Genomic DNA, 13,920 nt, shown 5'->3' on the forward strand with positions numbered 1-13,920 from the left:
GGGCGGGAGAGACGTGAAGGACGGGAGCCGCGAGGTGCGGATCCCTGTTGAAGGAGAGAGAGATGGCTAAGATTTTTTACGATAACGACGCGGATCTTTCGCTCATCCAGAGCAAGAAGGTCGCGATCGTGGGCTATGGCTCCCAGGGGCACGCGCACGCGCTGAACCTGCGCGACAGCGGCGTCACGGTGATCGTCGCCCTGCCCGAGGGCAGCAAGAGCCGGCCCAAGGCGCAGGCCGCGGGGCTGCAGGTGGCCACGGTGTCCGAGGCCGCGAAGGCCGCCGACATCATCATGATCCTCGCCCCCGACACGTCGCAGGCGCGCATCTACAACGAGCACATCGCGCCGCACCTCGGCCCGGGCAAGACGCTCATGTTCGCGCACGGGTTCAACATCCGCTTCAACACGATCACGCCTCCCCCGTCGGTCGACGTGTCGATGATCGCCCCGAAGGGCCCTGGCCATCGGGTGCGCGAGACGTACGAGGCCGGCGGCGGCGTCCCGGCGCTCCTCGCCGTCCACCAGGACGCGAGCGGCAAGGCGGAGGCCCAGGCGCTCGCCTACGCGAAGGGCATCGGCGCGACGCGCGCCGGGGTGCTCGTCACGACGTTCGCGGAGGAGACCGAGACCGACCTCTTCGGCGAGCAGGCGGTGCTCTGCGGCGGCGCGAGCGAGCTCGTGAAGGCCGGCTTCGAGACGCTCGTCAACGCCGGCTACCAGCCGGAGATCGCGTACTTCGAGTGTCTGCACGAGCTCAAGCTCATCGTCGACCTCATGTACCGCGGCGGCCTCAACTACATGCGGTACTCGATCAGCGACACCGCCGAGCACGGCGACTACGTGTCGGGCCCGCGGGTCATCACCGACAAGACGCGCGAGGAGATGAAGCGCATCCTCGCCGAGATCCAGAGCGGCGAGTTCGCGCGCAAGTGGATCGCGGAGAACGAGGCGGGCCGGCCGAAGTTCGAGGCGACGCGGGCGAAGGAGCGGGAGCAGCGGCTCGAGATCGTGGGCGCCAACCTGCGCAAGATGATGCCGTTCATCGATCCCGTCACCATCAAGCCCGGCGACTGAGCCTCTCCACTCGTGGGAGGCGGCGGAGAACACCATGCCTGAGATGATTGCGAATCAAGCGATGCCCCCGTCGGATTACGTCCGCATCTTCGACACGACGCTGCGCGACGGCGAGCAGTCGCCGGGCGCGACGATGACGTCGTCGGAGAAGCTCGAGATCGCGCTCGCGCTGGCGAAGCTCGGCGTCGACGTCATCGAGACGGGCTTCCCCGCCGCTTCCCCCGACGATCTGCTCGCCGTCCAGACGATCGCCGAGCGCGTGGGCGCGGCCGCGGTCTCGGGCCGCCCCGCCGCGACCCCGCCGATCATCTGCGCCCTCGCCCGCGCCACGAAGGTCGACATCGACAAGGCGTGGGAGGGCGTCTCCCGGGCCGCGCACCCGCGGATCCATACCTTCCTCGCCACGAGCGACATCCACCTCAAGCACAAGCTCCGGATGACCCGGGCCGAGGTGCTCGATCGCGTGCGGGCCATGGTCGCGTACGCGCGCGATCTGTGCGCCGACGTGGAGTTCAGCCCCGAGGACGCCGGCCGGAGCGAGCCGGAGTTCCTCTACCAGGTGCTCGAGGCCGCGATCGCCGCCGGGGCCACCACGCTCAACATCCCGGACACGGTCGGGTACACCATCCCGAGCGAGTTCGGCGCGCTCATCGCCGGGATCCGCAAGAACGTCGCGGGGATCGACCGCGCGATCGTCTCGGTCCACTGCCACAACGACCTCGGGCTCGCGACGGCCAACGCGCTGGAGGGCATCCGCGCGGGCGCGCGACAGGCCGAGGTGACGATCAACGGCATCGGCGAGCGCGCCGGCAACACGGCGCTCGAGGAGATCGTCATGGCGCTCGCGACGCGCCGGGCCGTCTTCGGGCTGCGCACCGGGATCGACACGACCCAGATCGCCACCGTGAGCCGCCTCGTCAGCGCGGCCACGGGCTTCAACGTCCAGCCGAACAAGGCGATCGTCGGCGCCAACGCCTTCGCGCACGAGTCCGGCATCCACCAGGACGGGATGCTGAAGCACCAGGAGACGTACGAGATCATGCGGCCGGAGATGGTCGGGGTGACGCAGACCCGGCTCGTCCTCGGCAAGCACTCGGGCAGGCACGCGCTCCGCAACCGGCTGGAGGAGCTCGGCTACCACCTCGACGAGGCCCAGCTCGCGGCGGCGTTCACCAGCTTCAAGGCGCTCGCGGACAAGAAGAAGCACGTCACCGATCCCGACATCGAGGCGATCGTCTCGACCACGCGGGCGCAGGTCGAGGAGCTCTACACGCTCGACGCGCTCCAGGTCGCCTGCGGGACCACCGGCATGCCCACGGCGACGGTGCGCCTCCGCGGGCCGGACGGGGCGCTGCACGTCCGCGCCGCGATCGGCACCGGGCCCGTGGACGCCGCGTACCGGGCGATCGACGAGATCGTCCGCGTGCCGAGCAGCCTGCTCGAGTTCTCGGTCCACGCGGTGACCGAGGGCATCGACGCGCTCGGCGAGGTGAGCGTCCGCGTCCGGGCGGACGCGACGTCGAGCAAGCGGCACCCGCAGCACGACGCCGCAGCGCGGGTCTTCCACGGCCACGGCGCGGACACCGACATCCTGGTGGCCAGCGCGAAGGCGTACCTCACCGCCCTGAACCGGCTCCTCGCGACCTACGGCGTCGAGCCCAAGGACGACGCGGCGGCGTCAGAGAGCAACCAGAGCGGCCATGGCGCCGCCGTCGATACCGCGAGGTAGGGCCGTGCGCCGAGCGCAGGAGGCCCCCCAGGAGGGGCGACGAGCTCGGCGACCCGACCTCGCTGCACAAGGAAGTCGAACCTTATGAATCCGCCTCACAACGGCGCGGAGCAGGGCGCCCGCGCCTCGGACCGCGTAGAAGTCTACGACACCACGCTACGGGACGGCACCCAGCGCGAGGGCATCTCGCTCGCGTGCGAGGACAAGCTGCAGATCGCGCGCCACCTCGACGCGTTCGGCGTGACCTTCATCGAGGGCGGGTGGCCCGGCTCGAACCCGAAGGACGCGCAGTTCTTCGAGCGGGCGAAGGACATCGAGTGGAAGCACGCGAAGATCGCCGCGTTCGGCTCGACGCGCCGGGCCGCGCTGGCCCCTGAGGACGACCCCGGGCTGCGCGCGCTCCTCGCCGCCGGGACGAGCGTCTGCACGATCTTCGGCAAGAGCTCGGTCCAGCACGTGACGGCGGTGCTGCGCACGACGCTCGACGAGAACCTCCGGATGATCGAGGAGACCGTCGCGTTCCTGCGCGCGCACGGGCGCCGCGTGATCTACGACGCCGAGCACTTCTTCGACGGCTTCGCGCTCGACCGGTCGTACGCGACCGAGACGCTGCGCGCCGCCGTGCGCGGCGGGGCGGAGACGCTCACGCTCTGCGACACGAACGGCGGCTCGATGCCGTGGCAGATCGAGGCGGTGGTCGCCGAGATCAAGGCGAAGCTGGGCCACCCGCTCGGCATCCACGCCCACAACGACGGCGAGTGCGCGGTCGCCAACTCGATCGCCGCCGTGCGCGCGGGCGCCCGCCACGTCCAGGGCACGATCAACGGCTACGGCGAGCGCTGCGGGAACGCGAACCTCTGCGCGATCATCCCGAACCTGGAGCTGAAGCTCGATCTCCGGGCGCTGCCGGACGGGGCGCTCCGAGGGATCACCGAGCTCTCGCACTACGTCGCCGAGGTGGCGAACCTCTCCCCCGACGATCACATGGCCTACGTCGGGCGGAGCGCCTTCGCGCACAAGGGCGGCGTGCACGTCGCGGCGATGCGGCGGGAGCCTGCGTCCTACCAGCACATCGATCCCGCGCTCGTCGGCAACGCGATGCGGACCGTGGTCAGCGAGCTGTCGGGCCGCGGCAACCTCCTCAGCAAGGCCGAGGAGTTCGGGCTCGAGGTGCCAACGGGCGCCGAGGTCGAGGTGCTGGAGCAGATCAAGGAGCGCGAGGCGCGCGGCTCGTCGTTCGAGGCGGCCGAGGCGTCCGTCGCGCTCCTGCTCCACCGGAGCTCGCCGGGCTACAAGCCGCCCTTCCGGCTGCTCGATTTCAAGGTCATCGCGGGCCAGCGCGAGGGCGTCGGCACCTTCGCCGAGGCCATGATCAAGATCGCGGTCGGTGACGAGGTGGTGATCACGGCGGCCGAGGGGTCCGGCCCCGTCAACGCGCTCGACGGCGCGCTCCGCAAGGCGCTCGCGCCCGTGTTCCCGGCCGTGCGCGACATCCAGCTCGTCGATTACAAGGTGCGCATCCTCGACGGGCGCGACGGCACCTCGGCGACGACGCGCGTGCTCATCGACAGCCGCGACGCGCAGCGCCAGTGGAGCACCGTCGGTGCGTCGACGAACATCATCGATGCGTCCTGGCATGCGCTCGCGGACGGGATCGAGTATGGGCTCACGCTCGCAGCGAGAGAGCCAGAGCAGTACACATCCACGTTGCCTGCCAGCGAGGTCGCATGAAGGCCAATATCGTTCTTTTGCCCGGCGACGGCATCGGCGTCGAAGTGGTCGCCGAAACCCGCGCCACCCTCGATGCTGTCGCCGCCCAGTTCGGCCACAGCTTCAGCTACTCGGAGCACCTCATCGGCGGGTGCGCCATCGACGCGACCGGCACGGCGCTGACGCAGGAGACGCTCGACGCGTGCCGCGCGGCGGACGCCGTGCTGCTCGGCGCCGTCGGCGGCCCGAAGTGGGACAACCCGGGCGCGAGCGTCCGCCCCGAGCAGGGGCTGCTCGCCCTGCGCCAGGGGCTCGGCCTCTACGCCAACCTGCGGCCGATCCGCCTGTTCCCGGAGCTCATCCAGGCCTCCCCGCTCAAGGCGGAGCGGCTCGCGGACGTCGACATCCTTGTCGTCCGGGAGCTGACGGGCGGGCTCTACTTCGGCAAGCCGCGCCTCCGCGAGGAGGTCAACGGGCGCCGGCGCGCGGTCGACACGCTCGAGTACACGGACGTGGAGATCGAGCGCGTCGTCGAGCTCGCCTTCCGCCTCGCGGCGCCGCGCAGGCGCCTCGTCACGTCCGTCGACAAGGCGAACGTCCTCGAGTCGTCGCGGCTGTGGCGGACGGTGGCGACCGAGGTCGCCGCCCGACATCCGGAGATCCGCATCGAGCACCAGCTCGTCGACTCGTGCGCGATGCGGCTCATCACCGCGGCCGCTGCGTTCGACGTCATCGTCACCGAGAACATGTTCGGCGACATCCTGACCGACGAGGCCGCCGTGCTGGCCGGCTCGCTCGGGCTCTGTCCGAGCGCGTCGCTGGGCGACGGGACGTGCGGGGTCTACGAGCCGATCCACGGCTCTGCGCCCGACATCGCCGGCAAGGGGATCGCCAACCCGATCGGGACGATCCTGAGCGCCGCGATGCTGCTCCGGCACTCGCTGCGGCTCGACAAGGAGGCGGCCGTGCTCGAGCGCGCCGTGGCGCAGGCCATCGCGGGCGGCGCGCGGACGGCGGACCTCGGCGGCAAGCTGTCGACCCGGGGGATGGGCGAGGCGGTCCGCGCCAAGCTCGCGGGCTGAGCGCTCCCTCTCTAGGGCGAGCCCTTGCCAGGGCTCGCCGCGCGCGTCGACGACGCGATCGCGCCCGTCTCGACCCCCTTCCCTCAAAGGCCATCGACGCGTGAGCACAAGGCCCCTTCGCGGGCTCCGCTCCGACGCGTCACTCCCACGCTCCAGCCCACCGCGTTTCTCGCTCGAATCCATCGCTCTTCGCACCCGTTCATCGACCAGGACGGGACTTCATGCGCGCACCCGTTCATCGACCAGGACGGGACTTTATGTGTCGTGGACGGGCTCTGTTCGCATTTCAGGACACCACCGCGGCAGCCTCATAAGGATGGGCCTTCCCGCGCCCGGTCCTCGCTAGCGTCGCAGTCCGGCGCGCTCACGCTCCTCTGCGCTGGTCACCCAGCGCGATGACGCCCGCGCGTTACGCGGGAGATCTGCGAAGAGCGCGCGACGCCACCGGAGGACATCGAGGGGCCGGTGAGCGCCGCGCGGCCGCGTCTCGAGCCCTCGCGGAAGGAGCGCTCGACGCTTCCCTCTCCGCGCGCCCACGGCCTTGCAGAAAGCGTCCATGGTGTCTCAGGTGTCCTTTCTGAGGTAATCGACATCACCTCCCGAACACCACACATGATCGCGCGGCGGGGGAACTCAAGTCCCCGCGTGTCAAAGCTCGTCTCCATGACGAGCAATGACTCCATTCGACATGGATTGATGTGCACAGGAGAACGGGAACATGAGCCAATTGACGAAGTTCGCATCGCTCATCGCCCTCTCGACGGCCCTCTCCGCGGCCGGTTGTATGGCCGAGGCGACGGCGTCGGACGCGCCCACCGACGATGTGATGAGCGAGACCGACGAGGCGAAGCAGGCGTTCCAGGCCGAAGAGACGGACTCCGCTGATCAGGAGTCGAGCGCGAATCCGGCGATGGACGAGAGAGCGGCGGACCCCAGCGCAGCAAGCGCCAGCGCGCCGGCCCCCGGCGCGGCGGATGTCGCCGCCGTGGACCCCTGCTCGCCGTGCCCGACGAGCGAGGAGGGCGTCAGCGAGACGCCCGATGCAGCGCGCTGGTGGGGCGGCTGGGGCGGCGGCTGGGGCTTCCGGCCCTGGTGGGGCGGCTGGGGCGGCGGCTGGGGCTTCCGGCCCTGGTGGGGCGGCTGGGGCGGCGGCTGGGGCGGCTGGGGCGGCTGGGGCGGCTGGGGCGGCGGCTGCGGCGGCTGCGGCGGCTGGGGCGGCTGGGGCTGGTAGGACGGCGCGCTCGCTCTCACGGCTACCCGCTTGACAGGGAGCCCGGCTGACGCCCGCTTTGCGCCCTTGGCAGGCGCCACCGGGGCTCGGTCCTCGCCCCGGCAGGGCGCCGTCAAGGGGTTGCGGGTGGGTGATGAAGCGACGGGCCCCCGACGGGTCGAGGCTCCCTCACGCGGCCGCGGAGGGAGCCTCGACCGCCACTGCGGCGCCCCAGGATCGCCCGCACGGGTTGGCGAGCGGTCCGGGGCACCGCTGGATCAGGCGTCGGCCTCGGCGAGGCTCGGGATGCGGCGGACGAGGAGGCGGGTCCTCATGTAGCACCACCACGTGAGGCCCATGCAGGTGAGATAGAAAACGAAGAAGTCCATGACCGCGGGGGCGATTCGCTTCCCTGTCTTCTCGCAAAACGCATCATCGTCCGGGTTCCACTCGGCAATCAAAGTCGACAGCTGTCCTCCTCACCGAGATCGGGACAATGCCACGATAAACCATGGCGAATCGGAGCGGCCGGAGCCCGATCAATTCACCCGGACGGGGCGCTGGCTCTATCGAGCGGAGGCGGTCCGCGTCGAGCCCCCCCGCGTCACGACGGGGCGCTCGGGCGGCGCTTCCGGGCGGCCGAGCTTCTCCGCGCGCTCGGTCACCCAGAAGCGCTCCGCATCGGCCGCGGTCCACGCAGACTCGTCGAGCAGCGGGAGGAGCGCGTCGAACAGCGCGCGTGCGCTCTGGAAACGGTGGCGCGGATCCTTCGCGAGGCACCGCAGGACGAGGCGGTCGACCGCGCGAGGGACGGTCGGACCGCGCCGCACCGACGGCGCGAGGGGCGCCTTGGTCATGTGCGCGGCGAAGAGCTGCCCCGACGACGACCCCTCGAACGGCAGCTCCCCGGTGAGCAGAAAGTAGAGCGTTCCGCCGAGCGAGTAGATGTCGCTGCGCGCGTCCGCGCGATCACCACGACACACCTCCGGTGCCATATAGGCGGGCGTCCCACAGAGCATGCCGCTGTTCGTCAGCTCGGCGTCCTGGCCGCCCTCGACCATCCGCGCGACGCCGAAGTCGAGCAGCTTGAGGAAGTCGTGATCGTCGCCCACGCGGGTGACGAAGAGGTTCTGCGGCTTGATGTCCCGGTGGATGATCCCGGCCTCGTGCGCCTCGATGAGCGAGCGGCAGGCCTGCATCGCGAAGCGCAGGGCGCGCGCCACGGGCATGGGGCCGTAGCTGCGCACGATCGCGGCGAGATCGGCGCCGCGCAGGTGCTCCATGGCGATGTAGTAGATGCCGTCGTCGCTCGCGCCGAAGTCGAAGATCCGGATGGTGTGCGGATCGCTGAGCTTGCTCGCCGCGTGCGCCTCTTGCTCGAAGCGCTTCGGCACCGCCGGATCCGGCGCGTCCCGCGTCCTCAGCAGCTTGAGGGCGACGTCGCGGTGGAGCGTCTCGTCCCAGGCGAGCCAGACCTCGCTCATCCCCCCTTTGCCGATCGGCGCCTCGAGCCGGTACCTGCCCAGCTTGCGCGCCTGATACACCTGCTGCTGCGCGGCCCAGACGACGTGGCTCGACAGCGCCCCGATCACCCCCGACGCGGGGACGAAGATGTAATGGCTCGCGGCCGTCAGCAGCGTCGTCGGATCGATCCACGCCGCCCGGATCGACGGGGAGAAGATCGCGGCGATGCCCATCGTCGTCGGGAAGGCGAGGAACATCGGCGCGGAGGCGAGGAACGCCTTGCTGAACGGCGCGGGGACGAGCGCCGTGCGGAGCAGCACGACGATGGAGAGCCCGTGCATGTACGCGCTCGTCAGGCCGCCGAAATCGAGCGCCATCAGCGAGATGAAGATCGCGGCGGTGAGGAACGTGGCCTCGTACCCGAGGAGCACGACGCGCCCCGAGAGCGACGGGCGCCCCGAGAGCCGGTAGACGGCGAAGGAGAGCGCCTGCTCGACGACGCGCAGGACGATGCAGCGCCACACCGGCGCAGCGGGGTACAGCACCGTCGCCATGAACATGTCGACGAGCGTGAACGCGGGCCATATCCAGAGCGCGACCCGGAAAGCGCGGCGGACCGCGCGACGGACGCTCTCCGTGTCGTGGACGCCCGGCGAGGTGCGCCGCGTGCCGAGCGGGCGAGTCTCGCGCTCCCTGAGCGCGCGCGCCGCGGCCGAGCGCTCATCGCGGAGAGCCTCTCTGACCAGCGCACGCTTCATGGGCGTCTCGAGGGTCGCCAGAGCCACGCCGAACGTCAAGCGAGCGTTGTTGTCTTCTCATGCGACCGGTTTCCTCGGCAACGATGCCGGGCTGCGCCGCCCGCGGCCTCCCACCCAGGATGTCATACCAAGTTGACCGTTCGCCGCCTCACATGCCGTGTTCGTGCGCCGCGCGCACCAACGCCCGCGACGTCATGAATCCTCGCCGGGCCTCGGCGGCGCCGCGCGACGGGGCGCTGGGCCCGGCGGGGTGACCCCCGGGCGCGGGGCTCGGCTCGCGCCTCGGCCGCTGGACGGCGGCGCCGGTCAGCCGCCGCGGCGCCGCTCGCCGCGCGACGCCGCGGGCTCGAGCTCAGCGGGCCCTTGTGCCTCGGCCTACGGCGGTCGCCCTGGTCAACCGGCCGGATCCATGCTTGAAAGCTCGCCACCGTGCCGCTCTCGCCCGAAAGCTTTCGCCGGCTGTTCGCAAGCCGCCCCGTCGTCCTCGCGCCCATGGAGGACGTGACCGACGCGGTGTTCCGCCGCATCGGCCGGGAGCTCGGCGCCGAGCTGTGCGTGACGGAGTTCGTCAACGTCGAGGGGCTGCTGCGCGGCTGCAAGACCGCGCGGCGCAAGCTCGCCCTGGCCGACGGCGATCAGCCGACGGCGATCCAGATCTACGGCGCCAACCCGGAGCGCCTCGCCGAGGCCGCGCTGGTCGCCGAGCAGGCCGGACCGGCGTTCCTCGATATCAACTGCGGCTGCTGGGTGCCGAAGATCGCCGGCCGCGGCGCAGGCGCGGGCTGGCTGCGTGATCCGGAGGCGATGGTGGCGATGGCCCGCCTCGTGACGCGCTCGGTCGCGCTCCCGGTCACCGTGAAGACGCGCATCGGCTGGGGACCGGAGTCCCACATGCCGATCGTCGACCTGGCGCGCCGCCTCGAGGACGCCGGCGTCGCCGCGCTCACGATCCACTGCCGCACGGCCCAGATGGGGCACAGCGGCGCTGCCGACTGGAGCTGGGCCGCACGGGCGCGCGAGGTCGTGTCCATCCCTGTCGTGGTGAACGGCGATATCAAGACCGCCGACGACGCGGCCCGCGCCCTCCGCGAGACGGGCTGCGCCGGCGTGATGGTCGGCCGCGCCGCCATCGACCACCCCTGGATCTTCCGCGAGGCCCGCGCCCTCCTCGACGACGGCGTGCACCTCCCGCCGCCGACGACCGAGGAGCGGCTCGCCCTGTGCCGCGCGCACCTCATCGCGAACACCGAGGCGCGCGGCGAGCCGCACGGCGTGCGCGTGACCCGCCGTCACCTCACCGGCTATCTCCGCGGCCTCCCCGGCGCGTCGGCCCTCCGGCGCGAGCTGCTCTTCTGCGACAGCCTGGCGGGGTGCCTCGACATCCTCGACAGCGCCGCGCAGCGGCTCGCAGCCTGAGGCCGCCGCGCGACCTGCCGGCGGCGGCGCCTACATGCCGACGGGCGTCGCGTCGTCGACCGGGGCGGGCTCGCCGTTGTGCCGCTCGGCGCCCGGCGGCGCACCCATGGGATCGTGCGGCAGGCTCCCGCGGTGGGAGCGGAGCAGCACGTGGGGCGTCGCCAGGAGAAAATTGGAGACGCGGGACGTATAGATGTCCGCCGAGCGCTCGATCTGCCGGGCCAGATGGCTCTTGTCGTTGCCCGTGCGGAGGAGCAGCCCCCACCTCGGGTTCAACGTCTCCGCCGACGCCTTCGCGAGCGGCGCGATCCGCGCGTCGAGCGCCGCGAGGCTCGCCTTGAGCTCGTTCATCTTCGCCTGGATCTCGCCCTCCGTCGCCCCGGCGACCGGCCCGTAGCCGGCGCGCATCCGCTGGAGCTCGAGGCGCAGCCTGGCATAAACGCGCTCCGCGTCCTCCTTCTCCCGCATCCAGAGATCGAGGCGCGCCTCGGCCCCGCGCGCCTCCTCGATCGCGCGGATCTCTTCCTCGAGCTCCCGGATGATGAGCGCCGTACGCCACCGCAGGGCGCTCTTCGACACGTGCACATCTCCATAGATGTGATCGCCGATATAGAGGATCTCGTCCCCGGACAGCCCGAGGTGGTGCTCGACGAGCGCAGCGTTGCCGCCGAGGTAGCGCCCGCCCACACGCAGCCGGCCGGCCGGGCGCAGGAGGCCGTCCTCCGTGACCACCTCGAAGAGCGGGCTGCGGCTCGAGAAGAACTCCGGCTTCCGCGCGGAGACGATGACCACGTCGAACAGGTCGCGCCACGTCATGCCGCCCGGCAGGAAGCGGTCGAACGCGTAGCTCATCATCGCGTGCGTGTAGACCCACTCCGAGTTCGTGATCAGGACGAGCTTCTTCCCCGCCTCCCGCTGGTCGAGCAGCGTGAGCGGCGTCTCCGGATCGAGCAGCACGAACCGCTCCGGATCCCCGATGATCTCGGCCTTCAGCTGCCCCTCCATGTGCGTCGCGTCGAGGCGATCCTTCACGCGGCGGTAGAGATCGCTGTAGCCGAGCACCTCCGGCAGCCGGCGCTGATCGAGCAGATCGACCAGCTTGGCGTACATGCACCCCTCCGAGAGCGAGAAGAGCGTGTTCAGGAAGACGTAGCGCCCGTCCGAGAGATCGACGATCGTCCGCGCGTAGGTCGCGCGCTGGGTGTCGAAGTCGATCGGCTTCGTGCCATGGTAGGCCCGCTTGACGTAGCCGAACCGATTCACCTTGAGCAGATTGCCGAGCTCGGTGTCCAGGATGAGCCCTCGGATCACGAGGTCCGGCTCGAACGTCAGGTCACCGACCGGCCAGCCTTCGCTCTCCAGGAGGTGCCGGAGGTGCTCATAGGCCCGACGCTCCCACGCCTCCACCCGGTAGTGGATCAGCGTGTAATCCATGTCGTATCCGATCGCCTTGATCGAACGGAGATTCAGCGTCCGGTTGCAGAAGATCCCCCGCTGCTTGGGCGGCGGGGCGGTGAGGCAATCCAGCTTGTCCATGGTGATCGCCCGGAGAGCGGTCGTGAGGCATACCAGGGACCAACGGCGTTGCCCACCCGGACCATCGCCGTCACCCGGCTGTCAGGAGGGTGCGTCCGGCGTGTCGATGTCGCCGTCTTCTACGTTCGCTGCGTTCGCTGCGTTTTCTGCGCGCCCGCGCGACCTCAGCGGCGCCTGCTGAGTCGGCTCTTCGCGCTCTGCCGCCGATCGGTGCTCACGGTAGGCCGAGGTGACCGCCCGTTCGTCGGGGATCGGCGAGAGTCGCCCCGGTCGTCCGCCTCCCACCCGTCGTCCTCGTCGTCCTCGTCGTCCTCGTCGTCGAACAGGTCGTCGTCGTCGTCCTCGTCGTCCTCGTCGCGCGCCTCGGCTCGGCGCACCTCGAGCCCGAGCATCGTGAGCGCCTGCTCGAGCGTCAGCGCCGTCTTCACGGCCTCGAGCTCGACCCCCATGGCCTGGAGCGTCATCGCGATCTCGGGGCTCAGCCCCGACAGGATGGTCGGCGTGCCCATGAGCCGCGCGGCGGAGGCCAGGTTGGAGAGCACGGCGCACAGGTGGCTATCCATGATCCAGACGGCCGTGAGATCGATGACAAGCCCCTTCGCGCCGCTCTCGTGAATGGCCCGCAGCACCTCCGTGTTCAACTGCTCCGCGAGGTCGTCGGTCACGTCCCCCTGGATGGGCACCAGGATCCGGTCCCACAGGTTGATGATGGGAAGGCGCTTGAGCTCCATGGTCATCCTAAGGTTCGATGTCGGCGATCAAGACCGTTGAATCGTCGTGCGAGCGCCGGTGTCGGCTCATGAGGGCGCGGCAGGCATCGGCGGCCTTCATCCCACGAAACAGCGAGAGATCGAAGCGAGGGGAGACCCCGTCGGAGAACACGACGAGCCGGTCGCCCCGCGCGAGCTGCGCGTCGAAGATCCGAACCTTGCTGAGCGACGCGCCGAGGATGCCCGGGCTCTGGAGCCACTGCACGCGTGTGCCCTGCGACATCAGCTCGACATTGCCGATGCCACAGCCCTGGAGCCGCCCCTCCCGGAAGCGGCAGATCATCCCGGCGGCCCCGCGGGTGCCGCGGAGCCGCACGTGGAGGCGATCGATGAGGGCGCGGACATCCTCGCCGCTCGGCGCGTCGGCGAGCGCCTTGAGCGCGACGTTCGCCGCGGCCGCCGCGTGCTCGCCGTGGCCCAGGGCGTCGATGACCGCGAAGAGCACGCCGTCCTCCCCGGCCCGCACGAACGCGGCGTCGCCGCTCACGAGCTCTCCGTCCTTGGGGAGGATCGTGTACTCCACCGAGAGCTTCACAGGTGGACCTCGATCTCCACCCGCGTGCCCTTCGGCCCCGAGTCGATGTGGAAGCGATCAGCCAGCCGCTTGACCCCGATGATGCCGCGGCCCATACCCGTCTTGCTCTTGTAGCGCCCCGCGAGGATCTCCTGCAGGTTCTGGATGCCGCCGCCCTCGTCCACGGCGACGATGAGGAAGCGGACCGGGCTATCGCGCTGCACCGCGAGCTCGATCGTCCCGCCTGGGGTATAATGGACGATATTTCGCGCGAGCTCGCTGACGATGGTCGCGACCTTGTGCGACGTGAAGCTCTTCGCGCCGGCCGCGTCGCAAACGGCCTTCGCGCTCAGGCGCGCCTCGCTGATGTCCGCCTCGACGTTGATCATCATGACCTTCGAGCGCCGCGAGGGGCGGTCGCCGCCGATCGACGAAATTTCCGATCTGAGCCGACCGAGCCGCGCCGGATCGACATAGAGGCGGGCTCGGCGCTCGATGCTCGGAAGGATGTCGGGGAGGTCGTCGAGCGAGAACTCCTCCGGTTGGATCTCCGCCTCCCGCATGGCCCGCAGCAGGACTCCCTCGGCGTTCATCGCCGAGAGATAGCCAAGCAGGACGTTGAGAATCTGTTCGTGCGCGGGAGTCATCCGAGAAG

General features: G+C 70.5%; 11 protein-coding genes. 6 read left to right on the plus strand and 5 right to left on the minus strand.

Annotated features, from left to right (window positions below; translation table 11 throughout):
* The first annotated feature begins 62 nt into the window (after positions 1-62).
* The 5 genes from ilvC to WME90_RS19355 all read left to right on the plus strand — a co-directional run bounded on the left by ilvC (position 63) and on the right by WME90_RS19355 (position 6,828).
* Entirely contained in the window at positions 63-1,076 is a 1,014-nt protein-coding gene (gene ilvC / locus WME90_RS19335) for a ketol-acid reductoisomerase (RefSeq protein ID WP_437282636.1), read from the plus strand.
* A 34-nt stretch (positions 1,077-1,110) separates the two neighbouring features.
* Positions 1,111-2,805, plus strand: a complete 1,695-nt coding sequence (locus WME90_RS19340) for a 2-isopropylmalate synthase (RefSeq protein ID WP_437282637.1) — start codon at positions 1,111-1,113, stop codon at positions 2,803-2,805.
* 84 nt (positions 2,806-2,889) lie between these two features.
* A complete protein-coding gene (gene cimA / locus WME90_RS19345) occupies positions 2,890-4,536 on the plus strand; it encodes a citramalate synthase (protein ID WP_437282638.1) in 1,647 nt (548 codons plus the stop codon).
* Positions 4,533-5,597 carry a 3-isopropylmalate dehydrogenase gene (leuB, locus tag WME90_RS19350; RefSeq protein ID WP_437282639.1) on the plus strand — a complete coding sequence of 355 codons (1,065 nt, stop codon included), beginning with the start codon at positions 4,533-4,535 and terminating at the stop codon, positions 5,595-5,597. Before cimA ends, leuB begins: the two co-directional genes overlap by 4 nt.
* Before the next feature lie 718 nt (positions 5,598-6,315).
* A complete protein-coding gene (locus WME90_RS19355) occupies positions 6,316-6,828 on the plus strand; it encodes a hypothetical protein (RefSeq protein ID WP_437282640.1) in 513 nt (170 codons plus the stop codon).
* Between the two features lie 545 nt (positions 6,829-7,373).
* Here the strand turns inward: WME90_RS19355 and WME90_RS19360 are convergent.
* A complete protein-coding gene (locus WME90_RS19360; RefSeq protein ID WP_437282641.1) occupies positions 7,374-9,029 on the minus strand; it encodes a serine/threonine-protein kinase in 1,656 nt (551 codons plus the stop codon).
* A gap of 429 nt (positions 9,030-9,458) precedes the next feature.
* Between WME90_RS19360 and dusB the strand changes: the two genes are divergently transcribed.
* Entirely contained in the window at positions 9,459-10,445 is a 987-nt protein-coding gene (dusB, locus tag WME90_RS19365) for a tRNA dihydrouridine synthase DusB (protein WP_437282642.1), read from the plus strand.
* Positions 10,446-10,475: 30 nt separating this feature from the next.
* Here dusB and WME90_RS19370 read toward each other — a convergent pair whose 3' ends face one another.
* The 4 genes from WME90_RS19370 to WME90_RS19385 all read right to left on the minus strand — a co-directional run bounded on the left by WME90_RS19370 (position 10,476) and on the right by WME90_RS19385 (position 13,912).
* The gene (locus WME90_RS19370; protein WP_437282643.1) at positions 10,476-11,981 is read right to left on the minus strand and encodes an HAD-IG family 5'-nucleotidase; all 1,506 of its coding nucleotides are present in this window, start codon (positions 11,979-11,981) and stop codon (positions 10,476-10,478) included.
* 164 nt (positions 11,982-12,145) lie between these two features.
* Positions 12,146-12,712: an STAS domain-containing protein gene (locus tag WME90_RS19375; RefSeq protein ID WP_437282644.1), complete on the minus strand. Its 567-nt coding sequence runs from the start codon at positions 12,710-12,712 to the stop codon at positions 12,146-12,148.
* Between the two features lie 7 nt (positions 12,713-12,719).
* Entirely contained in the window at positions 12,720-13,286 is a 567-nt protein-coding gene (locus WME90_RS19380) for a SpoIIE family protein phosphatase (protein WP_437282645.1), read from the minus strand.
* Entirely contained in the window at positions 13,283-13,912 is a 630-nt protein-coding gene (locus tag WME90_RS19385) for an ATP-binding protein (RefSeq protein ID WP_437282646.1), read from the minus strand. The genes WME90_RS19380 and WME90_RS19385 overlap by 4 nt, the downstream gene beginning before the upstream one ends.
* Positions 13,913-13,920: the final 8 nt, after the last annotated feature.

This window comes from Sorangium sp. So ce375 (assembly GCF_051473855.1).
Lineage (GTDB): Bacteria > Myxococcota_A > Polyangia > Polyangiales > Polyangiaceae > Sorangium.